The organism is Polynucleobacter sp. UK-FUSCHL-C3, assembly GCF_040409815.1.
Lineage (GTDB): Bacteria > Pseudomonadota > Gammaproteobacteria > Burkholderiales > Burkholderiaceae > Polynucleobacter.
This window is the reverse complement of record NZ_CP099959.1, coordinates 132796-156184: the sequence shown is the minus strand read 5'-3', so window position 1 is coordinate 156184 and position 23389 is coordinate 132796. Positions and strand designations below refer to the sequence as shown.

21 protein-coding genes are annotated in these 23389 nt (G+C 45.8%); 5 read left to right on the top strand and 16 right to left on the bottom strand.

Features of this window, described 5'->3' with window-relative positions:
* Nucleotides 1-12: 12 nt before the first annotated feature.
* The 13 genes from murC to bioB form a co-directional block, all read right to left on the bottom strand.
* A complete protein-coding gene (gene murC, locus NKE59_RS00855; RefSeq protein WP_353438985.1) occupies nt 13-1419 on the bottom strand; it encodes a UDP-N-acetylmuramate--L-alanine ligase in 1407 nt (468 codons plus the stop codon).
* The gene (gene murG, locus NKE59_RS00850; RefSeq protein WP_353438983.1) at nt 1416-2486 is read right to left on the bottom strand and encodes an undecaprenyldiphospho-muramoylpentapeptide beta-N-acetylglucosaminyltransferase; all 1071 of its coding nucleotides are present in this window, start codon (nt 2484-2486) and stop codon (nt 1416-1418) included. Before murG ends, murC begins: the two co-directional genes overlap by 4 nt.
* The gene (gene ftsW / locus NKE59_RS00845) at nt 2483-3724 is read right to left on the bottom strand and encodes a putative lipid II flippase FtsW (RefSeq protein WP_353438982.1); all 1242 of its coding nucleotides are present in this window, start codon (nt 3722-3724) and stop codon (nt 2483-2485) included. The genes murG and ftsW overlap by 4 nt, the downstream gene beginning before the upstream one ends.
* On the bottom strand, nt 3721-5415 hold the full coding sequence (gene murD, locus NKE59_RS00840; RefSeq protein WP_353438981.1) for a UDP-N-acetylmuramoyl-L-alanine--D-glutamate ligase: 1695 nt from the start codon (nt 5413-5415) through the stop codon (nt 3721-3723). Before murD ends, ftsW begins: the two co-directional genes overlap by 4 nt.
* A gap of 17 nt (nt 5416-5432) precedes the next feature.
* Entirely contained in the window at nt 5433-6602 is a 1170-nt protein-coding gene (gene mraY, locus NKE59_RS00835) for a phospho-N-acetylmuramoyl-pentapeptide-transferase (protein ID WP_353438980.1), read from the bottom strand.
* A complete protein-coding gene (murF, locus tag NKE59_RS00830; RefSeq protein ID WP_353438979.1) occupies nt 6593-8041 on the bottom strand; it encodes a UDP-N-acetylmuramoyl-tripeptide--D-alanyl-D-alanine ligase in 1449 nt (482 codons plus the stop codon). The genes mraY and murF overlap by 10 nt, the downstream gene beginning before the upstream one ends.
* Nucleotides 8041-9588 (bottom strand): UDP-N-acetylmuramoyl-L-alanyl-D-glutamate--2,6-diaminopimelate ligase, encoded by a 1548-nt coding sequence (locus tag NKE59_RS00825; protein ID WP_353438978.1) that lies wholly within the window; start codon nt 9586-9588, stop codon nt 8041-8043. Before NKE59_RS00825 ends, murF begins: the two co-directional genes overlap by 1 nt.
* Nucleotides 9589-9602: 14 nt before the next feature.
* Nucleotides 9603-11363 carry a penicillin-binding protein 2 gene (locus NKE59_RS00820; protein WP_353438977.1) on the bottom strand — a complete coding sequence of 587 codons (1761 nt, stop codon included), beginning with the start codon at nt 11361-11363 and terminating at the stop codon, nt 9603-9605.
* Nucleotides 11360-11626, bottom strand: coding sequence for a cell division protein FtsL (gene ftsL, locus NKE59_RS00815; protein ID WP_353438976.1), 267 nt, complete (start codon nt 11624-11626; stop codon nt 11360-11362). Before ftsL ends, NKE59_RS00820 begins: the two co-directional genes overlap by 4 nt.
* On the bottom strand, nt 11623-12558 hold the full coding sequence (gene rsmH, locus NKE59_RS00810; RefSeq protein ID WP_353438975.1) for a 16S rRNA (cytosine(1402)-N(4))-methyltransferase RsmH: 936 nt from the start codon (nt 12556-12558) through the stop codon (nt 11623-11625). The genes ftsL and rsmH overlap by 4 nt, the downstream gene beginning before the upstream one ends.
* A gap of 12 nt (nt 12559-12570) precedes the next feature.
* Entirely contained in the window at nt 12571-12999 is a 429-nt protein-coding gene (mraZ, locus tag NKE59_RS00805) for a division/cell wall cluster transcriptional repressor MraZ (protein WP_353438974.1), read from the bottom strand.
* 238 nt (nt 13000-13237) lie between these two features.
* Entirely contained in the window at nt 13238-13888 is a 651-nt protein-coding gene (coq7, locus tag NKE59_RS00800; protein ID WP_353439872.1) for a 2-polyprenyl-3-methyl-6-methoxy-1,4-benzoquinone monooxygenase, read from the bottom strand.
* Between the two features lie 32 nt (nt 13889-13920).
* On the bottom strand, nt 13921-14940 hold the full coding sequence (bioB, locus tag NKE59_RS00795) for a biotin synthase BioB (RefSeq protein ID WP_353439871.1): 1020 nt from the start codon (nt 14938-14940) through the stop codon (nt 13921-13923).
* A gap of 81 nt (nt 14941-15021) precedes the next feature.
* Here bioB and bioA point away from each other — a divergent pair, with 81 nt between their 5' ends.
* The 3 genes from bioA to bioD are packed head-to-tail and all read left to right on the top strand — an operon-like array spanning nt 15022 to nt 18329.
* Nucleotides 15022-16371 (top strand): adenosylmethionine--8-amino-7-oxononanoate transaminase, encoded by a 1350-nt coding sequence (bioA, locus tag NKE59_RS00790; protein ID WP_353438972.1) that lies wholly within the window; start codon nt 15022-15024, stop codon nt 16369-16371.
* Between the two features lie 21 nt (nt 16372-16392).
* A complete protein-coding gene (locus NKE59_RS00785) occupies nt 16393-17607 on the top strand; it encodes an 8-amino-7-oxononanoate synthase (RefSeq protein WP_353438970.1) in 1215 nt (404 codons plus the stop codon).
* Complete coding sequence (gene bioD, locus NKE59_RS00780) at nt 17604-18329, top strand: dethiobiotin synthase (protein ID WP_353438969.1); 726 nt, start codon at nt 17604-17606, stop codon at nt 18327-18329. Before NKE59_RS00785 ends, bioD begins: the two co-directional genes overlap by 4 nt.
* Here the strand turns inward: bioD and NKE59_RS00775 are convergent.
* A complete protein-coding gene (locus NKE59_RS00775; RefSeq protein WP_353438967.1) occupies nt 18326-20029 on the bottom strand; it encodes an AMP-binding protein in 1704 nt (567 codons plus the stop codon). The genes bioD and NKE59_RS00775 overlap by 4 nt on opposite strands.
* Before the next feature lie 73 nt (nt 20030-20102).
* Here NKE59_RS00775 and NKE59_RS00770 point away from each other — a divergent pair, with 73 nt between their 5' ends.
* Complete coding sequence (locus NKE59_RS00770; protein WP_353438966.1) at nt 20103-21293, top strand: M20 aminoacylase family protein; 1191 nt, start codon at nt 20103-20105, stop codon at nt 21291-21293.
* Between the two features lie 14 nt (nt 21294-21307).
* Here the strand turns inward: NKE59_RS00770 and NKE59_RS00765 are convergent, their stop codons facing one another.
* Nucleotides 21308-22084, bottom strand: coding sequence for an enoyl-CoA hydratase (locus NKE59_RS00765; RefSeq protein WP_353438965.1), 777 nt, complete (start codon nt 22082-22084; stop codon nt 21308-21310).
* Nucleotides 22085-22086: 2 nt separating this feature from the next.
* A complete protein-coding gene (locus NKE59_RS00760) occupies nt 22087-23064 on the bottom strand; it encodes an MltA domain-containing protein (protein ID WP_353438964.1) in 978 nt (325 codons plus the stop codon).
* On the opposite strand from NKE59_RS00760, the gene NKE59_RS00755 reads away from it, so the two are divergent.
* Nucleotides 23039-23389, top strand: a complete 351-nt coding sequence (locus tag NKE59_RS00755; RefSeq protein ID WP_353439960.1) for a hypothetical protein — start codon at nt 23039-23041, stop codon at nt 23387-23389. The two genes, NKE59_RS00760 and NKE59_RS00755, sit on opposite strands and share 26 nt — an antisense overlap.

Sequence of the window (23389 nt, the reverse complement as noted above, 5' to 3'; positions counted from 1 at the left end):
CGTGATTGAGATCTAGACATACTTCATCTCCACAATCGCATGGGGTAACTGAGAAATCGAGCCGGCGCCCATCGTAATTAATACGTCGCCATCTTGTAAAAGAGCACTTAAGGCCGCGGGCATTTCTTTCACTTCCTCAACCAATTGGGTCGGCACTTTGTTTCCAAGGGCCTTAATGAGTGCCTTACTATCAGCCCCCGTGATACGGGCTTCACCGGCAGGATAGACATTGGTGAGAACCACTGCATCAAATTGACGTAATACCTGCACAAAATCTCCAAAACAATCTCGTGTACGAGTAAAACGATGTGGCTGAAATGCCAAGACCAAACGACGCTTAGGATATGCTCCGCGGGCTGCTGCAAGAGTTGCATTCATCTCTACCGGGTGATGGCCATAATCATCAATTAGAGTAAATTGGCGTCCACCCTCTAATTTGATATCGCCGTGATGCTGAAAACGTCTCCCCACGCCACTAAATTGTGCCAAGGCTTTCATAATCGCCTCGTCACTAACACCCAGTTCTGTTGCAATCCCTATTGCAGCAAGCGCATTTAGAACGTTGTGCTTACCGGGCAAGTTAAGCCGTATCTTAAGTGGGCCAGGCTGTGTACCATGACGCCGAACTGTCCTGCGATGAACAGTAAATTGCATTTGTGTACCAATTGCCTCAATGTCGCTCGCGCGGATATCGGCATCATCAGAAAAGCCATACCGCAAGATGGGCTGTGAGACAAAGGGGACAATATCTCTCACGTTAGCGTCATCAATACATAAAACAGCAATCCCATAAAAAGGCATACGCTGGGTAAATTGCACAAATGCCTGCTTAAGACGAGCCATATCGTGCTGATAGGTATCCATGTGATCCGCATCAATATTTGTGATCACCTCCATGGCTGGAAATAATTGCAAGAATGATGCATCGGACTCATCCGCTTCGACCACAATAAAGTCACCCTGTCCTAAGCGCGCATTGACCCCTGCTGAATTGAGCTTCCCGCCAATCACAAAAGTGGGATCTAGCCCGCCTTGCGCTAAAACAGATGCGACCAAGCTGGTTGTAGTTGTCTTGCCATGCGTACCTGCAATTGCAATCCCCTGCTTTAAACGCATTAACTCACCTAGCATGACCGCCCGCTGAATTACAGGAATATGAGCTGCTCTTGCTGCTAACACTTCAGGATTATTTCCAGCAACGGCGCTTGAGATCACCACAGCTTCAGCACTACCAATATGCTTTGCATCATGCCCAATCTGAATGCTTGCGCCGAGCTCAACCAAACGCTTTGTAGTTGCTGATGCAGATAGATCAGATCCAGAGACGCGATAACCTAAATTAAGGAGAACCTCAGCAATACCGCTCATGCCGGCACCACCAATGCCCACAAAATGAATGTGCTGAACAATGTGCTTCATTTGGCACACTCCGCACAAATTCTTGCAACCCGCTCCGTAGCATGGTGCTTAGCACGCTCTTGTGCTTTTTGTGCCATCGCAGATAACTCATCCCGATTGATGTTCTGCAATAACTTGGCTAAAGACTGCGCAGATAGCTGATCCTGTGGTAACAAAATGGCTGCTTCTGCATCTGATAAGAATCGTGCGTTTGCAGTTTGATGATCATCAATCGCATGCGGGAATGGTACAAAACAAGCGGCTACTCCTGCGCTTGAGATTTCGGATACAGTCATGGCACCGGCTCGACAAATTACTAGATCAGCATTTGCATAAGCAGATGCCATATCCTCAATAAATGGTTTTACTTCGGCGCTTACATGCAAATCACGATAGTGCTCCACCAGTTCATTCGCATGCTTCTCGCCCGCCTGATGGATCACCATAGGACGTTGCTCGATTGGTATATGAGCTAAAGCCTCCGGAATGATCGTATTTAAGACCGCTGCCCCAAGACTACCCCCAACAACCAATAAGCGAAGAGGTCCTTGCCGTGCTGCATAACGTTCATCGCAAGCGGTAAGGGTCTCAAAACTTTCTCGAATAGGATTACCAACCCATTCTGCATTAGGCATCGTTTTCGGAAATCCTGTCAAAACACGAGCGGCGACTTTTGCTAAAAACCGATTAGCGCTTCCTGCCACGGAGTTAGCCTCATGCAAAACAAGAGGGCGACCCAAAAGATAACTTACAAGACCACCTGGGAAGGTAATGTATCCGCCCATTCCCAACACAACACTGGGCTTTAGTCTCCGAATAATTTGCCAACTTTGTGCCATGGCGCGTAGCAAATTAAATGGCAACATCACTTTAGTCAGGAGGCCTTTTCCTCTTAGTCCACCAAACTGAACGCTTTCAAACTGAAAACCCCTGGCTGGCACTAAGCGATACTCCATTCCACTGGCATTGCCTAACCAAGAAACTTCCCAGCCCTGACCACGAAGATTTTCGGCAACGGCTAAGCCAGGGAAGATATGCCCTCCCGTTCCGCCAGCCATGACCAAGATCGAGCGCGGGTTTGAACTCATAACTTACCCCCCCGCATCAATATCCGATTTTCGAAATCAATCTTGAGTAACACTGCGAATGCAACTGCATTCATCAAAATGGCAGATCCGCCATAACTTACTAGCGGCAAGGTTAGGCCTTTTGTTGGCAACAAACCTAAATTAACGCCCATATTGATAAAGGCTTGCCAACCAATCCAGATTGCAATTCCTTTGGCACATAAACCAGCGAAGCTACGATCTAACTGCAAGGCTGTTCGACCAATCAAGAATGCTCGACGTACTATCCAATAAAAGAGCAAGATCACAACACAGACGCCCAAAAATCCAAGCTCTTCACCAATGACGGCCAAGATAAAATCAGTATGAGCCTCAGGCAAGTAATGCAGTTTTTCAACGCTGCCACCCAAACCAACTCCAAACCACTCACCCCGCCCAAAGGCCATTAAGGAATGAACTAGCTGATATCCCTTGCGTGCTGCATGCTCAGCCTGCCAGGGATCCAGGAAGGCAAAGATACGTTGCCGTCGAAACTCCGATAAAGTAATCACGGCTGCCACAATCAAAATTCCTACGAGCGTCAAGCCACCGAATAACTTAGCGTTAATGCCGCCTAAGAACAAAATACCCATGGCGATTATTCCAATAACCATAAGGGCGCCCATATCAGGCTCTAACATTAATAACAGGCCGACTAATGCAACTGCTAAGCCCATCGGCACAAAACCCTTAACAAAAGACTGCAAATGCTCTTGTCTTTGAACGGTATAACTTGCGGCAAAAATAATGACCGCGAATTTCATTAGCTCAGAAGGCTGAAAATTCATAAGCCCCAAGGGGATCCAACGACGGGCTCCATTCACACCTTTACCGATTCCAGGTATCAGAACAGCAATTAATAACAGAATGGTGAAAGCGAATAAGTAAGGAGCCAACTTATCCCACGCCTTGACTGGAATCTTAAAAACCCAAAATCCAACAAATGTTGCAATCCCTAAAGAAATTAAGTGCCGTACTAAAAAATGATTACTACTGTAATTGGCGTATTTAGGGCCATCGGCTAAAGTAATCGAGGCTGAATACACCATTACCAAGCCAATTAAGGCTAAGGACAAAATAGCCCAGACTAATAACTGGTCATACTCCATCATGCGGGAACGTGTTTGCTCAACGCCTGATACAGCATCTCGTAGACCACTACGAAAGCCATCGAAACCTTCTCGCGAGATATTCCAAAAACGGTTTGGGCGAGTGTTCATACTGACGCCCTCACTGGATCATTCAAGCTTGATGAAATTTGATGCGCTAACTCATGAACCGCCTGCTCAAAAACATCAGCCCGATGCTTATAGTCTTTAAACATATCAAAACTTGCACATGCTGGCGACAATAAAACAATATCCCCGGCTTTTGCTTGGAGAAAGGTTTGCTCGACGGCAGACTCTAAACTATTTGCGCGTATTAGTTGCAACGCATGATCTTCTATGGCCTGAGCACACACTGCTTCGATAGCAGGACCGTCGCGCCCAATTAATACAACACCTTTTGCGAATCGTGTAATTGGTTCAACTAAGGGTGAAAAGTCTTGTCCCTTGCCATCACCTCCAGCAATTAACCAAATATTTTTACTTCCTGTAGCTGATCCTAGCCCATGTAAAGCAGCAACTGTAGCTCCCACATTGGTACCCTTGCTATCGTCGATGTACTCAACATCTGCGATCACAGCTACTGTCTGAACGCGATGGGGTTCACCTTGATACTCGCGTAGGCCATGCAATAGAAGGCTAATTCCTAAGCCTGTAGCGCGCGCCAAGGACAGTGCGGCGAGCGCATTGAGTGCATTGTGACGCCCTCGAATACGCAATGCATCAGCTGGGATTAAACGTTTGATCCGAAGTTCATCGGACTTTTCATAGACGTCTGATTTCTTACGACGTTTGCGTTTAATAAAGCCTTCTTGTGCCTCTTCATGCTCGCTTGCTAAAGTGGCCTCATCTGGCTCTGCCCAAACAAGCCAATCGATCCCACCCGCTCTAGGATCTCTCTCAATACCAAAAGAATCTACATCTGCAGGACCATCGCTACCAAATTGGATAACCTTCCGACTTTCTTTCTCATCGGCAAATAATGCTGTCACAACTTCATCATCTCGGTTAAGTACCAATACAGAATTCTTTCCCAAAATTCGAGCCTTGGCTGCTGCATAGGCTTGCATATCTCCATGCCAATCGAGATGATCTTGCGATAAATTGAGAACCGTAGCTGCGGTTGGATCCAAGGTATGTGTAAATTGCAATTGGAAGCTAGATAACTCAAGCACCCAGATCTCTGGCAGCTCTGAATAGCTATTAGCCTCAGCAAGTACGCTGAGCAATTTCTCAAGTGCGGCGGGACTAATATTTCCTGCAAGAGCAACGCGCTTACCTGCACGCTGACAGATCTGGGCGGTCAGTGCGCAAGTCGTTGTCTTACCATTCGTGCCAGTAATCGCAAGAATACTTGGCTTGTATATATCTTCGGCAGGTATGGACATAGTTTGCAAAGCAAGGATTGCTCTTGCAAAGAACTCGATCTCACTCCACACTGAAATATTACGTTCTTGACATAGATGCAAAAGCTCTGCTGTTGGCTCTTGGATCGGGGACAAACCAGGGCTAATACCGACTGTATCCACCCCATCTAATAAAGTATTCCAATCACTTGATTCAAAGCATGCGTCTTGTAATCCTAATTTTTGTAAATCAGCCAACCACTCCAGTTGTTGCGAACGCAGGTCAGAATGAGCACGGGTATCTACTAAACGAACAAATGCCCCTTGAACCAAACACCACTTTGCCATGGCATAGCCCGATTCTCCCAAACCCACAATCAAGAAACGTTGGGGTGCAGATCGCTGGGATGCATCAGCACCGGCTTGTCCTAAAAAGGGATTCTGTAATACCTGTTTCATTATTTATTAATAAATACCTAACGTAATTTCAAACTTGATAAGCCAACTAATACCAACAGAATGGTGATAATCCAAAACCGCACAACCACTTGGGTCTCACGCCAACCGCCTAGTTCAAAATGATGATGAAGTGGTGCCATCCGAAATATCCGTCGCCCTTGTCCATAATATTTTTTTGTGAACTTGAACCAAAGAACCTGCATCATGACCGAGACGGTCTCGGCAACGAAGATGCCTCCCATCACAAAGAGCACAATTTCTTGTCGAACAATCACGGCAATCGTTCCCAGCGCGCCCCCTAGGGCCAATGCACCAACATCTCCCATAAATACTTGAGCGGGATGCGCGTTGTACCAAAGGAATGCAAGACCTGCGCCACCCATTGCGCCACAGAAAATTAATAACTCGCCAGCCCCCGGGATATATGGGAAAAGTAGGTATTTGGCATAAATGGAGTTACCCATGACATAAGCGAATGCGCCAAGCGCAGCACCTACCAAGATCACTGGCATGATGACAAGGCCATCAAGACCATCGGTTAAGTTGACCGCATTACTGCTACCTACTATTACGAGATAGCTCAGGATGATGAAACCCATCAATCCCAATGGATAGCTCACTTCTTTCATGAAGGGGACATACAAATTTGACTTTGCAGGCAAATCCAACGAGAAGCCACTCTCGACCCAACTCATAAACAGTTGTAAGACTTTATAGTTGTTGACCTCAGATACAGAAAAGGCTAAGTAAATCGCAGCAAATAAACCTATAAGGGTTTGCCAAAGGAACTTTTCTCGAGATGCCATACCCTTTGGGTTTTTGTGGACGACCTTTCGGTAATCATCAACCCAACCAATGGCACCAAACCCAAAGGTCACAATCATCACAATCCAAACAAAGCGATTACTGAGGTCGGCCCATAAAACACATGAGATGAATATTCCGATCAAAATCAAGACGCCGCCCATCGTTGGCGTCCCGACTTTTGCTAAATGTGTTTGAGGGCCATCCGTTCGTATTGCTTGGTCTGCTTTTAAGGCGGTAAGTTTTCGAATCACCCAAGGACCAAAAACAAGACCAATCAATAGGGCTGTTAAGGTTGCCATTACCGCTCGAAATGTAATGTAGGAGAAGACCCGAAAAAATCCGTAGTCGTCCTGTAACCATTGTGCCAAGATTAAGAGCATGCTTTGATCTCCTGCTGGAGTGCCTCTACAACTCGCTCCATGCGCATAAAGCGTGAACCTTTTACTAACACAGTAATTACTCTGGTATGTTCAAGGCTCTCTCGACTAATCTGACTTTGTAAATCTTGATTTAATTGGCCTAGCTCAGAGTAATGCTTGGCCTGGCCATTTGGCTTTGCTTTTAAATAAGCTGCGGTTGCAATTTGACTTAAGTCACCGAGCGTTAATAGATGCTCAATGCCACATTTTGCGGCATAGCGCCCGAGCTCCTCATGGAACTCTGGCCCTTGGATACCTACCTCACCCATATCCCCTAAAACTAAATAGCGCTCACCCGTATGCTGCGCCAAAGCATTAATGGCAGCCACTACCGAATCTGGATTTGCGTTATACGTGTCATTAATTAAACGTGTGTGAGCTGATAACCGCTGTACTTGCATTCTGCCTGAGACTGGCATAAATTTTTCTAAGCCAAGCCGAATCGTGTCTAACGAAATTCCGGCAGCAAGAGCTACCGCACAGGCTGCTAATGCGTTCGTACAATTATGTTCACCCAAAGTCTGAAGCTGGACTTGGATTGCCCCAGCAGGCGATTCAATCTGTATCGCGTCATTGGATAAAGCATAGCCACGGACTACCGCGTTGCTCTTTTTTGTCTTACTACTCTGCCAAGCAAAATCAATCTGTTTACGCGAACCAGCAGCCTCTCTCCAAAGCGCTGTGTAAGGGGTCTCCGCTGGAAACACTGCTATACCATCGTGCGGTAGGGCTAGGATTACCGCAGCATGTTCATTGGCGACTGCATCAATACTTTGCATAAACTCCTGATGCTCGCGTTGTGCATTGTTAATAAGAGCAATATTTCCTTTGGCAATTGCAGCTAATTCTGCAGTTTCTCCAGGATGATTCATACCTAACTCAATCACCGCCAAACGATGCTCTGATCTCAATTGCAAGAGGGTGAGAGGTAAGCCAATCTCATTGTTAAGATTCCCATGAGTCATTAAGGTTTGAGTTGAGCCAACTGCTTCCTTAAATATAGAAGCAATCATTTCTTTAACAGTGGTTTTACCGTTACTACCAGTAACCACTGCGAGGGGAATCTCATATTGTTTACGCCAAGCGTGAGCTAGCTCAGCTAAGCTTTTACGAGTATCGGTGACATAAACTGCTGGCATCGATTGTGGGCATGCGGCATCATCACTAATAATTACGGCGGCGGCGCCTTGCTTCTGAACGTCATCCAGAAAGTGATGAGCGTCAAATCGCTCACCCTGAAGCGCTATAAATAGCTCACCAGCTATTAACTTACGACTATCCGTACCAATTTTTGTAATACTAAGTCCCTTGGCCTGTTCTTTCGCAATATTGATGAAATGGCTGTTGGGCAGCATCGCCTGTATCTGCGCTAAATTGGTCATCGGATTCATTGCATGCATTACACCGCCCCTCCACTGGCTAAACGTAGATGGGCTTGATCAGAAAAATCAAATCGTTTTCCATTCACCTCTTGAGTGGTCTCATGTCCCTTACCAGCAACTAAAACAATGTCTTGTGGGCTGGCTTGTCGCACTGCACTCATAATGGCGGCGGCACGATCTGCAATCATCTCGACCGTTTTAGAATCTTCTTTTCTATTTGTTACTTGCCTGACACCAGCAAAGATCATCTGCATAATTTGCAAAGGATCCTCCGAGCGCGGATTGTCGCTGGTTATAACCAAGTGATCAGAGCCCTCTCGAGCAATTTGTCCCATCATCGGACGCTTTTCACGATCGCGATCTCCACCACAACCAAAGACACAATAAATCTGTCCCTGCCGAATTGCGGCAATTGGCCTAAGTGTTTCAAGAACTTTTTGGAGTGCATCGGGTGTATGCGCATAGTCCACAACCATCATTGGGGCGTCTGCCTTTGCCCCTTTTATGATTTCCATGCGCCCCCTTACGGGCCTCAAACACTCGACTTGCCGTAACGCTTCAGGAATGGCAATACCTTCTGCGATTAAGGTAGCAATAACCGCTAAAGCATTTTGTAGATTGAACTCACCCAATACAGGAATCGTGCATGGATACACTTTTCCGTCAATCACAATCTTGCATTGATAGGCATTTTCTATAAAATAAAACTCTTGCAAATAAACTGGCTTAAAACGATCTTGAAGTTTTTCTAAATTATGGAATGCTGCTGGATTCAATGCATAAAGCCAAATCATCTTGTCATCACGATTCATAAGATCCATGAACAAGCTTCGTCCAAATGAATCGTCGATATTGATCACGATTCTTTTAGCATCAAATTCTTTAAACAATTTTGCTTTTGTGGCTCCATACTCAGCCATCGTGCCGTGATAATCTAAATGATCCCGACTTAAATTAGTAAACACTGCGCAATCAAAATGGGTTCCATTCACGCGCCCTTGGTCTAAAGCGTGTGATGACACCTCTAGAGCCACATATTGAGCGCCTAGCTGCTTCAACTTAAATAACTCTGTTTGTAAGCGCGGCGCATCGGGTGTGGTATAGCCCACATCGTGTAATTGATCGCTAAAGCCAATTCCTAATGTGCCAATCACTGCTGCATGCTTGGATAAAGTCTGAGCAAGCCATTGTGTAACACTGGTTTTTCCATTCGTACCGGTTACCCCAATTAGCTTAAGTGTTTGGCTGGGACTGCCATACCATTCTGCAGCGATCCAGCCAGCATCATCTGCAAGATTTTCAACACAAATACAACGCTCATCATCTAGATCTGATTCCCAGCTTGGACTTTCTGAACGATCATGGTTTGCTTGATATAAAACACAGGCCACCCCAAGCTCAAGCGCTTTAGAAATATAGGGTCGCCCATCTCGCAAGGCTTTACTATGCCCAACTGCATAGGCCATAAAGATATCGCCTACTTTTATTTGTCGACTGTCAGCAGATATCCTTGCAGTCGGCTCCACTACTTGTTGTAAATGCAATAGAGCTTCATGGCGGTTCATTTTTATAGTAGCCATCATTGTTTGAGCACCACTTTTTGTGCCTGCACGCCGGTTGGAATTGGCTCAAAATTTTGAACTAAGGTACGATCGGTAAGATCTGGTGAAATATTTAGGCTACGTAGCGTTTCACTCACGATGGTTGAAAAAACTGGGGCGGCGACCTCGCCGCCATAATGCCCTCCAGCTGAAGGCTCGTCGACCATAACTGCAACAACAATACGTGGTGCGCTGATGGGTGCAAGGCCCACAAAAAATGCACGGTATTTATTTGCGACATATCCCTTGCTTTCAACTTTATGCGCTGTGCCTGTTTTTCCTCCAACCCTAAATCCATCTGCACGTGCGCGTATTGCTGTACCCCCCTGCTCGGTAACTCTTTCCAGCATATTGCGCATCTCGATTGCTGTCTTTGCGGACATAACTCGTGTCCCTGGTTTGTATTCTGGGTTACGAAGGATCGTGGTTGGTACCAACTCACCATCGCGTGCAAAGATGGTGTAAGCGCGTGCCAACTGGAATAAAGATGTCGAGATTCCATAACCAAAAGACATACGGGCCTGATCACTTTGACCCCATTTTTGATGTGGATGTAAGCGTCCCGCAACTGCGCCTGGAAAACCAATGTTGGGTGCCTGTCCAAAACCTACTGCTGCAAATAGATCCCACATCTCTCTCGGTTCGAGTTGTAAGGCTAATTTTGCTGTACCAATATTGCTAGATTTCTGAATAACCTGTGAGACCGTTAACATCCCATGAGGATGGGTATCCGTAATTGGCTTAGGTCCAATTAGTAACTTTTGACCAATTGTCATATTAGTATCTGGCTGAACTTTGCCCTGCTCCATTACCAAAGCCACTGGAAATGGTTTGATGGTTGAGCCAGGCTCAAACGTATCCGTAAGTACTCGATTACGTAATTGCTCACCCGTTAGTGATTTACGAGAGTTTGGGTTATAGCTTGGCCAATTTGCTAATGCCAGAATTTCACCAGAACGAACGTCTAAAACAACTGCGCCACCTGCTTTTGCTTTATGTTTTTCTACCGCACTCTTTAAAGCGTTATAGGCAATATATTGAACTTTGCTATCGATGGAGAGCTGAAGATCTTGGCCGTTTTGTGGAAACTGTAATATGGCAATATCATTCACAATACGGCCTAATCGATCTACCACTACACGACGTTTTCCAGCTTGGGCTGCAAGGTCCTTATCACGCGCAAGCTCAATTCCTTCTTGCCCACGATCCTCCACATTTGTAAATCCAATGACGTGCGCCATCGCCTCACCCTCTGGATAGTGACGACGGTATTCATTATTTAATCCAATGCCCGGTATTTCAAGGCGCCTAACCTGCTGAGCGATTTCTGGGTCAACTTGTCTTTTTAAAAAAACTTGATTGCGTTCATCCTTAAATTTTTTCTTGATTTCAGTCTCGCTCATCTCTAATAATTTGGCGAGTTGGGTAATCTTTTCTGGTGCAAGGTCCGCAGGGATGTTATCGGTATAGGCAATTACTGCTTTTGCCTCTAAGCTGGTAGCAATTAATTGCCCATTACGATCCAAGATCTTGCCACGAGTTGCGGGCATGTCAATCTCACGCTGCACCCCTTTAATAGCTTTAGCTTCATAAAATCCATTACCGGGTCCCTGTATCCAAAAAGCACGGATGCCCAATGCAGCAAATGCTACAAACAGTAAGAAGAGCATGAGTCTTGAGCGCCACATCGGTAAGCGTAAGACAACATTAGGTGAGGTCGAAAACCTGACTGGCTTCATAGACCTTCCTTAAAGTAGAGAGTTCGATCAGGAGTAATGGGGCTCATGCGCAATTGATTACGTGCCACATCCCGAATTCGTGATGACTTGGATAAATTTCTTTGCTCAAACTCAAGTCGTAACCACTCTTGATTTAATTTACGTTCTTGTGCTTGTGCGCGCTCTAAAGCGACAAATGTTTTTCTAGCCCGCTGTTGTGAAGCAACCAATGACAGGGCGCAGATTAAGAGAAGTGCAAGCAATGTAAGGGTTGCGCGATTCATGTCGCCATCCCTCTTTTTTCAGCAATTCGCATGACTGCTGAGCGTGCGCGTGGATTTTCCTCAATCTCTGACACACTAGGTTTGATTCTGGCAATAAGCTCAAGATCGCCCTGGGGCAAATCTTTGGCGCGAATAGGCAACTCGCGAGGTACTGTGATTTGCGAATGCGATTGCATAAACTGCTTCACAATGCGGTCTTCTAAAGAATGAAAGCTGATAACCACCAAGCGACCGCCTATTTTTAAAACATCGAGGGCAGCTTCCAGCCCTCTCTCTAGATCAGCTAATTCTTGATTAATATAAATACGAATTGCTTGAAAGGTACGTGTGGCTGGATCTTGACCTGGCTCTCGGGTACGTACCGTTTTGGCAATTAAATTTGATAACTCTAGTGTCGTTTCGACCGCTTTGCCTTCTTCGCGCTGCTTTACGATTGCGCGAGCAATCGCGAATGCAAAACGCTCCTCGCTAAATGTTTTAATCACTTGCGTAATCTCCTCGACCGGGGCGCTTGCAAGCCACTGTGCTGCAGATACCCCACAGCTGGTATCCATTCGCATGTCGAGCGGCCCATCGAAGCGAAATGAAAATCCTCGCTCCGGCGTGTCGATTTGTGGCGAACTGATTCCTAGATCGAGTAATACGGCATCCACAGTTTGTGATTTGACATACTGATCCATCATTGCAAAACTGCTGTGAATTATTTGTAAACGTGGATCTATTATTTTTTGGGCTGTGCTTATTGCCTCTAAATCCTTGTCGAAGGCAATGAGTTTGCAATTGGATCCCATTTGCTCTAACAAGGCTTTGCTGTGTCCCCCTCGACCAAAGGTTCCGTCGACGATAAGAGCGTTTTCCTTCTGAAATGATGAACTGCTGATCATGGCGGTGACTGCCTCGGCCAGTAATACTGGGCGATGGGTATTGTTCATGTCGCCCAATCATTAAAAGGTAAATTGCTTGAGTGCATCAGGCATGCCCTGGGCAATGGCTGCCTGCTCTTTGCTGGCGTATGTATTTGCATCCCAGATTTCTAGATGGGATCCCATGCCTAACAACATGATTTCGCGATCAAGGCCTGCCGCACTGCGCAACTCTGGGCTTACTAAAATTCTGCCGGCGCTATCCAGATCAATCTCTGCGGCATTACCTAAAAATATTCTGCGCCACCAATGTGCATCCATCGGCAATTGAGCAATACGGGTACGAAAAGCCTCCCACTCGGGTCGTGGAAATAACAATAAACATCCATCAGGATGTTTTGTTAAGGTGACGCGGCCCTCTCCTTGCACCATAAGGGCGTCACGATGCCTTGTCGGCACCGACATACGTCCTTTCGCATCGAGATTAAGAGCTGACGCACCTTGAAACAAAATTTACCCCACTTTTTCACACTTCCTCCCACTTTAGAGGAAGCTTCTGATAGGGTCAAGTATTATTGGGTAAATTTTTAGGAAATTCCTTAGTGATTACAATCACTTAGAGAATCTTTGCAAGAAAAGGTTTAAGTAAAATTATGCTGTAAAACAATGACTTGTAACTTATACCTAAGATACGTCTTTAGGTGTATAGCGATTACTCACTGAAAAGACTGTATAAACGAACAGTAGATTAGATTTTATAGGCAGTTGATGTCATTATTTTTGAAATACCTGCCATGGCTGTCTTAATTGGGACTGGTAATTCTTGTCCGCCAGCACTCAGTGCGGTAGCACCATGCTCTATTTCATCCTCACGCATCTGCCTGACGATCGCACGCGAACGATGGTCGGTGATGGGTAATTTTTCTAGATGATGATCTAAGTGGCGCTCTACTTGCTTTTCTGTTTCAGCCACAAATCCTAAACTCCAACGGTCTCCTGCAAGCCCTGCCAAAAACCCCATTCCAAAGGATCCAAGATACCAAATGGGGTTTAATAAACTGGGCCTCGAATCAAGCTCTTTCAAACGCTCTTCACACCAGGCCATATGGTCCATTTCTTCAAGCGCCGCTTGATCCAAAAGAGCTCGTGTTTTGGGGTCTTTTGCTAGCAACCTTTGCGACTGATATAGGGCTTGGGCGCAAACCTCGCCAACATGATTAACCCGCATTAAACCAGCAGAATGAGCACGCTCATCAGGGCCCATATCACTATCAGAAGTAAGTACTTGCTTATTATTTAGATTATTTTCTAATTGGGTTTTAGGAATGGGTCTTCGGTAATGGGCACCCCCTGCAATCGAACGTAAAGCAGTATCAAACTCCGAAATGAGTTGATCGATGGGACTTCTATTTTTACCTGGAAAACTGCTTGTCATACCCGCACTTCAGTCTTACAACTTTCTTTGGTTTTGAGACCCAGTTCGGTAAGTAATTGACGATCTGCTTCGGCCTCTGGATTACCAGTTGTTAGTAACTGATCGCCATAAAAAATAGAATTTGCGCCCGCCTGAAAACACATGGCTTGAATCGCCTTGCCGAGTTCCTGACGTCCTGCTGATAAACGAACCCTTGCTCTTGGCATCGTGATTCGGGCTACCGCGATAGTGCGAACAAATTCAAGGGGGTCTAACTTGGCTTGGGATTCAAGGGGAGTGCCAGCCACAGGCACTAAATGATTAATGGGAACCGATTCTGGGTAGGGCTCAAGATTAGCTAAGCGAGCTATAAATGAAACCCGTTGCTCCCGACTTTCGCCCATACCGACAATCCCCCCACAACAGACAGACATTCCTACATCGCGCACATGCTGAAGAGTATCTAGTCGATCTTGATAGTTTCTGGTTTGAATGACATTGGGGTAAAAATCTTCACTGGTATCTAAGTTATGGTTATAAAAATCAAGGCCTGCATCTTTCAGAGACTTAGCCTGAGAGGGCTCGAGCATTCCCAACGTGGCACAGGTTTCTAGGCCAAGAGCTTTTACGCCCTTAATCATCTCAACCACCTTTTCCACATCACGGTCCTTGGGTTCGCGCCAAGCAGCCCCCATACAAAAACGATTGGAGCCCGCTGCCTTAGCTGCCTTTGCAGCCTCCAACACTTCCTCTAAATCCAATAACTTAGTGGCTTTTACGTCTGTATGGTAGCGAGCCGCTTGAGGGCAATAGCCACAGTCCTCGGGACAGCCCCCGGTCTTGATTGATAAAAGCGTAGCCAGCTCGACATCACCCTCTGGAAAATACTGACGGTGGGTCTCTTGAGCCTGGAACATGAGTTCGTTAAATGGAAGATCGTATAAAGCCGCCACCTGCTCGAGGGTCCATGCCACTCTGACGGCGGGAGCTCTTGGTTTTACCTGAACGAGGGGGGCTGTGGTTTGGTGGGCTGACATCATTTTCTATGACTTAATCTCTAAAACCAATAACATAACAGATATAAGACTAAATCCCTCAATGAGTGTTCCAATAAGCCTATGAATAGCCCCTCCAATTCTGTGGATTGGGTTGCACGAAGCCTTGCTTCGGTATGGCACCCCTGTACCCAAATGAAACATCACGAAGCTTATCCCTTAGTGGCGATTCATCATGGGGAGGGTCCGTGGTTGATTGATGCCGCAGGCAATCGTTTTCTCGATTGCATTAGTTCTTGGTGGACCAATTTATTTGGTCATGCTAATCCAAAAATTAATCAAGCCATCATTGAACAACTTAATACCATTGAGCACGTTATGTTAGCGGGCTTCACACATCAACCCGTCATTGAACTATCTGAACGTTTGAGTCAATTAAGCCAGGGGCATTTAGGCCATGCCTTTTATGCCAGCGATGGTGCGTCTGCTGTTGAAATCGCTTTAAAAATGAGTCATCACTTCTGGAAAATTCAGGGCAAGTCTGCAAAAAAGAAATTTATTTGTTTACAAAATAGTTATCACGGTGAGACCTTGGGTGCATTAGCAGTAACGGATGTCGCCTTATTTAAACAAGCCTATGGCTCTCTCTTACAAGATGTTTATGTCGTCATGTCTCCCGATGCTCGGCAAGCGCAGTCCAAAGAAAGTGCTGAGGATATCGCTAAACGAGCTATTGCGGACCTTGAGCTGTGTTTACAAAAAAATCACACTGAGATTGCAGCTCTGATTATTGAGCCATTAGTCCAATGCGCTGGGCAAATGGCCATGCACTCGGCCAACTTCGTCCAGAAAGCGGCGGCACTTTGCCAACAATATGGCGTCCATCTCATTGCCGATGAGATCGCAGTGGGGTGCGGGCGTACGGGAACATTCTTTGCCTGTGAACAGGCTGGTATTTGGCCAGACTTCTTAACCTTATCAAAAGGCATTAGTGCTGGATATCTACCCTTATCCGTTTGTTTAACCCGCGACTCTATTTATGCAGCCTTTTATGCCGATGATTTAAATCAAGCATTTCTGCATTCGCATTCTTATACCGGCAACCCCCTTGCTTGTCGAGCAGCCTTAGCAGGATTAGATATCTTCAAAAATGAACAAATACTTTTGAAAAATAAAGAAAGTACAAAAAAGATTTGGGAAGCATTTGCGTGGACGCTCGCTGATGAACGAATTAAGCATGTTCGTCAGAAGGGTATGATCTTTGCATTTGATATTCATGAGCACTCAATTAAAAACCCAGAAACCCTCTCAAAAGAGTTATTTCAAAGGGGGATGCAAGAAGGTGTTTTGATAAGACCAATTGGGCAAACGGTCTATGTCATGCCACCTTATATTCTGAGTGACACAGAAATAGAATTAATGAGTAAGGGTATTTGCCAAGCCCTTAATAAAACCCTAAATACCTCTAAATAGTCCTAAAGATATCTAGCAGATATGTTCTTTGTAAAAAACCAAATTACTCAGGGACTAGCAGAACTAGATGCTCAGTTACTCAGGCGCAAGATCCGAACCGTTGAATCCCCATGTGGCACACGAATACACATTGCAGGACGAGAACTACAAGCCTTTTGCAGCAATGACTACCTCGGCTTTGCCAACCACCCTGAACTAATTAATGCACTTGCAGAGGGAGCGCGGCGATTTGGGGTTGGCAGCGGCGCCTCACATTTAATTAGCGGGCATCAAACGATTCATGATTTGCTAGAAACAAAACTGGCTCAGACCCAAGCTCAATCAATACCTAAGGCTAACGCCCTGTTTTTTTCTACCGGCTATCTAGCCAATATTAGTGCGATTACTGCACTCAGCAATCTCAAGAGTAGTGCTTCCAGAATCTATTCAGCTCGCCTAAATCATGCCTCTCTAATTGATGGCGTCCGGCTCGCCAAAGGGCAAAGTAATGCCGATGTGTTTATCTTTGATCATCGCGATCTGGGTCCGCTCGGGGATGAACTCAAACGAGATTCTTCTGAGCACATACTCATCGTCATTGATGGTGTCTTCAGTATGGATGGCGATTTAGCACCAATAGGCGAACTACTTCAACTAGCTGAGCAGCATGATGCCTTACTTTTAATCGATGATGCCCATGGCTTTGGTGTTTTAGGAAATCAGGGTCACGGCATTTTGGAAGATAGTGGTCTTTGCTCCGAACGTCTTATTTATATTGGCACTCTTGGCAAAGCAGCAGGCCTCAGTGGAGCGTTCGTTTGTGCTCATGAGCTCCTGATTGAGTGGTTAATTCAAAAGGCTCGCCCCTATATTTACAGTACCGCAAGTTCTCCTGCTGTAGCCTTTGCCTTAATACAAAGTCTTGATCTGATAAAAGGTCGAGTTGGTCAGGAAGCCCGTACCAAACTGCGAAGCAATATCACGCATTGGCAAAATCTCGCACAATTTAAGACCTGGCAAATATTAAAGTCAGATACTGCAATTCAGCCCATTGTCGTCGGAAGCAATGAAACTGCACTTCAACTAGCCAAAGATTTAGACCTTGCCGGATATTGGATTCCGGCGATTCGTCCGCCTACCGTGCCACAAGGAATGTCTCGTTTGCGAATGACTCTGTCTGCCACCCACACCCACGCTGAGATTTCTGTATTAGCAAAAACTCTTTTCGATCTTGAATCGAAGGGATGGTCATCATGACACATTCTTACTTTATTACTGGTACCGATACAGAGGTTGGCAAAACTTTAGTAACGGCTGCTATCGTCTATAAATTAAATCAATCTAAGCATGGCTCTGCTTCAGCCTTTAAACCTCTAGTTGCAGGCACTTACATTGACCAAGTCGGTCAATTACGTAACGAAGATATTGAGACCTATGTAATTGCTGGTGGTAATAAAATTCCAAGGGAGTTCCTCTGCCCATATGTCCTTGAATTTCCAGCCGCGCCCCATTTGGTAGCAAAAGAAAAAGGTGTCAAATTAGATCCGCAAGAAATGCTCAAGGGTTTTCAAGGAATTCAACATACTGTGGATCATGTGATTGTGGAGGGAGCTGGCGGCTTCTTGACCCCAATCAATGAGACGCAGGATCTCTCTGATTTTTGCAAACTAATCGATCTTCCCCTTATTTTGTCTGTAGGTATTCGTTTGGGTTGCTTAAATCACACTTTATTAACGGTGGAAGCCATTGAAAAAAGAGGTTTGAAGTTAGCCGGCTGGGTCGCTAACTGTATTAGCCATGAAATGCCATACCGCGATGAAAACATCAACGCACTTCGTGACCTTATTACTACACCCTTACTGGGCGTGATTGAGCACTTACCAAAATCCCTGCAAAAAGCAGTTAATGCGCCTTATTCTTTAGAGGCAATCAAGTTTGCTGCCGATTCTATAGTGCTACCAAACGAAGAATTTGACTAAGCATTACTCTCATCGCGCAGAACACGGCGCAAGATTTTGCCCACATTATTCTTGGGAAGGCTTTCTCTAAACTCAATTTGTGTTGGCCGTTTGTAGTGCGTAAGCTCTCGATTACAAACGTCCATGATGAGACTCTCGGTGACATTTAAATCTTCACGCACTACAAATAACTTAACTGCCTCTCCAGACGATGTCTGTCGCACACCAACAACAGCGCACTCAACCACGCCCGGAATCGAAGCGACGATATCTTCCACTTCATTCGGATAAACATTAAAACCAGCCACTAAGATCATGTCTTTTTTTCGATCAACAATTTTAAAATAACCGGCCTCATCCATTAAACCAATATCACCCGTTCTAAAGTAGCCATCCGATCCCAAGACATTGGAGGTTTCGCTCTCTTGTTGCCAATAGCCTGACATCACTTGTGGTCCGCGAATATAAATTTCACCAACCTGACCTGCTACTAAATCTCGCCCATCCTCATCACGGATACACATCTCGGTATCGGGTAGCGGTAAGCCAATCGAGCCCGTAAATTCTTGAGCAAGTGGCGTGTTACAAGATGCCACTGGTGAGGTTTCCGACAAACCATACCCCTCAGTAATAACCGTTCCTGTTAATGCCTGCCAACGCTCCGCCACAGATCGTTGTACCGCCATACCCCCGCCAATAGTTAGGGCCCAGCGCGAGAAATCTAAATCGGTAAACTTAGAGTTATTGAGCAGCGCCTGAAACAAGGTGTTAACGCCTGGGAATACATTTATTTCTGGAAATTCTTTCAAAATTCCAATCAAGTTCGGCAGGTCGCGGGCGTTAGGAACCAAAAGAATCCGTGCTCCAAGACGCATACCTAATAAACCACAGCCCGTTAATGCAAAGATGTGATACATCGGCAAAGCACATAAAAAATGCCAGGCTTCTATAGTCTTGCGTTGCTGAATGGGTTTTAGCCATGCCTCAATTTGCATGACATTTGCAATTAAATTTCGATGGGTCAGGATCGCACCCTTCGATATACCCGTCGTACCGCCTGTGTACTGCAGTAGAGCTATATCGCTCTGCGATATAGCTGGTTTTTGATAGCTTAGCTGCGCTCCACGCTCAAGCGCTTGACTAAATTGAATACTCTGTAAGTGATTGGGTAATACGTATGGAACTACCTTGCGCTTAAATGTACGAATAAAGCGATCTAACCAAGGGCCCTTCCAACCCAACATCTCGGCGATGCTAGTGATCACCACATGCTTAAGTGCAATCGCTTGCCCTTCTATTGCAAATGCATCCTCAAGAGTTTTACCAAAATGCTCCAGCAATAAGATAGTCTCTGCACCACAATCACTTAATTGTGCAGATAACTCTCGGGGCGTATACAAAGGATTAATACTGACAACAATATATCCAGCTCGCAATACCGCATATAAAGCAATTGGATATTGTGGAATATTGGGCAGCATGATAGCTACCCGCGCACCTTTCTTTAAACCTAAGCTTTGTAGATATGTAGCCAGCTTTTTAGAGGCATGATCAATGACTTGATATGAAAAATGCTTCCCCATACACCAATACGCTGGCTGATTAGCATACTTAGTAAATGACTCATCCAAAAGATCTAATAAAGAGCCATATGCTCCGTAATCGAGCTCATGCGGCACGCCAGCAGGGTAGGACGAACGCCATGGTTTATGGGTAATCATCAGTATTTATTGCACTTTTTTTCAGTTAAATCGCCTTAATGCTTAGTGTATCGCTTTGGGCTAATATTGTTCTATGAGAATCCTTCCTGAAATCCTTGAATCTGCCCAATCGATTGCACAAATCCGCCGCAATATTCATGCTCATCCGGAGTTGCGTTTTGAGGAAAAACGGACCGCTGAGTTAGTGGCAGAGGCACTTTCTAGCTGGGGAATCCCAGTATTTAAAGGTTTGGGTAAAACTGGGGTGGTCGGACGGATTGATGGCGAGCTTGGTCCCGGAAAAATGATTGGTCTGCGAGCCGATATGGATGCCCTGCCCTTACAAGAAAAAAATACCTTTCCCCACGCCTCTACCCATGCTGGAAAAATGCATGCCTGTGGTCATGATGGCCATACTGCGATGCTGCTAGGTGCGGCGCAATACTTATCCAATCATCGTGAGTTTAAGGGTAGCGTTGTCTTTATCTTTCAACCTGCTGAAGAAGGTGGTGCGGGTGCACAAGAAATGATTAATGATGGTCTCTTTGAGCAATTTCCTTGCGATGCTGTCTTTGGCATGCATAACTGGCCCGGATTGGGTGAGGGGCACTTTGGTGTAATAAGCGGCCCTATGATGGCCTCGAGCAATGAGTTCAGTATTGAAATTCAGGGGAAAGGTGGCCATGCAGCACTTCCTCACAATAGTGCCGATCCTGTAATGGCTGGTGTTCAGATTGCCCAAGCCCTACAAAGCATCATTACCCGTAATAAGCGCCCTGTTGATGCAGCAGTGATCTCCATTACGCAGTTTCATGCGGGCGAGACCAGTAACGTTATCCCGGATACCGCCATCTTAGGCGGAACGGTTCGGACCTTTACTCTTGAAGTATTAGACTTAATCGAGCGCCGCCTTAATGAGATTAGCAATCAAGTTGCGGGGGCATTTGACTGCAAAGCCAGTATTGCATTCAAGCGTAATTATCCGCCCCTCATTAATCATGAAAAAGAAACAGAGTTTGCAAGCAAGGTCATGAAAGAACTGGTTGGAGCAGAACGCGTTAATTTGCGCATTGATCCCACTATGGGAGCAGAAGACTTTGCCTTCATGCTTCTTAAAAAGCCAGGATGCTATGTATTTTTAGGGAACGGTGATGGCGATCACCGAATTGCTGGTCATGGAATGGGGCCATGCCATTTGCATAACCCCTCATACGATTTTAATGACGCACTAATTCCTGTGGGCGTTAATTACTGGGTTCGGCTAGCACAAACCTACTTAGCCTAAAAAGGCTAAGAAAACTAGCGATTCTTAAACTGGGCAGGTCGCTTTTCTAAAAACGCAGCCATACCCTCCTTTTGATCTTCAGTTCCAAAACAAGCATGAAAGAGTCTTCGCTCAAAACGAATTCCTTCGCTCAAGCTCATCTCAAAGGCCACATTTACACTTTCTTTCACCATCATTAGAGTAAGAAGTGGCATCGCTGCAATGGTTTGTGCGATTGCTTTAGTTTCGACCATCAATTGAGCGGCTGGATAAATGCGCGCCACCAAACCACTGCGCTCGGCTTCTGTAGCATCCATCATTCGTCCAGTTAGACATAGATCCATTGCTTTGGACTTCGAGACTGCGCGTGTCAATCGTTGCGTACCACCCGACCCCGGAACAATGCCGAGCTTTACTTCAGGTTGAGCAAATTTAGCGGTGTCAGCCGCAATAATCATGTCGCACATCATGGCAAGTTCACAGCCACCGCCTAGAGCGTAGCCAGACACTGCGGCAATCACTGGTTTACGAACCTTAGTGAGTGTTTCCCAATTACGGCTAATGAAGTTATTGCGATAGGTCTCCTGAAAATCAAGCTCTGCCATCTTGCCAATATCTGCACCAGCAGCAAATGCTTTCTCGCTTCCGGTAATAATCATGCAAGCAATCGAGTCATCCGCATCAAACTTTAATAAGGCAGTGCCGAGCTCGTTCATTAACTCATCATTTAGTGCATTGAGGACCTGAGGTCGATTTAAGGTAATGATGGCAACCTTGCCTTCGATCTCCGTTAAGATGGTGTTGTATGACATTTTTAATCCCTTCGCGGTAGCAATAACCAAACACGACCATTTTGCTTCATTCTGCCTGCTAATTCACCAGCCTCATCACCAGTTCCCCAGAAATAATCAACCCGCGCTGGCCCCACGATCGCCTTACCGGTATCTTGGGCCATGACTAAGCGTCGTATAGGCTGGTTACTTAAGGGTTGTGTAGTTTCTAGAAAAACCGGCGCTCCTAGCGGAATAGCACGGGGATCAATAGCAATGCTGCGTCCTGGACTTAATGGCACACCCAAGGCGCCGATCGGTCCTAAATCCTGATTCGCGGATGGCGGCAGTTCTTTGAAGAATACAAAGCGCGGATTAGCATTGAGCATCTCTTGAACCTTATTCGGATTACGCTTTCCCCACTCCGAAATTCCTTGCATCGTCGCTTCTGCACGTGTAATTTCTTTACGATCCAAGAGCCACTGTGCACTGGATTTAAAGGGTTGGTCATTAGTTCCAGCAAAGCCAAAGCGCACGATCTGTCCACCATCAAGGCGAATCTTTCCTGACCCCTGTATCTGCATAGACGCAGCTGCAATAGGGTCTTCTACCCAAGCAATTTCAGAACCCTTTAGCAAACCAGAACTTACCAACTCTGCACGTGTTGGTGCTGGATTAGGCTTTGCTCTCGCCCACGTTTTAGGATAAGCATATAAGGGAACGGAATAGCGCTCTGTTCGAACCCGGGAGCCGTTCATAATAGGCTCGTAATAGCCAGTGACCAGCCCCTCGGACTTTCCAGTTACCTGATTGCGAACCGAGTAGGCCCGAAAGTGATTCTCAAAAAACGCTTTGGCGTCTCTAGGCTTTTGAGCATTGGCGCGATCACAAACCGAAATCCAGTTGACCGGGCCGGTCTTACGCTTTCGTAAGGCATTGCAACTTTGTAGCCATGCCTGCCAAGCATCGGCAAGCGCATCTTCATTCCATCCTGGGATGTCACTGAAGTTTACTGGGGACAAACTAGCTGATGAGGCAGCATCTTCAGTTACGACCGTCTCAATGACTTTGGGAGTGCGCGGTAAAGATGAAGACGCCGATGGTCCGGAGCTGGATTTTGTAGGGGGTGTTGCGCAAGAAATCAAGAGCAAACTTGCCATTGCAGCGATTATGGGAACAACGAAGGCTGATTTGCGATTTACAATTACACGCAGGAAAGAGAATAAGTCCATGCTCGCTCAATTATTTGATGAATACCCAATGCTCTTGTTTGTTCTAGAGGGACTACTTGCCCTAGTGATTCTATTGACTATTGTATTTTGGACGGGCAAAGGCAGAAAAGACTAA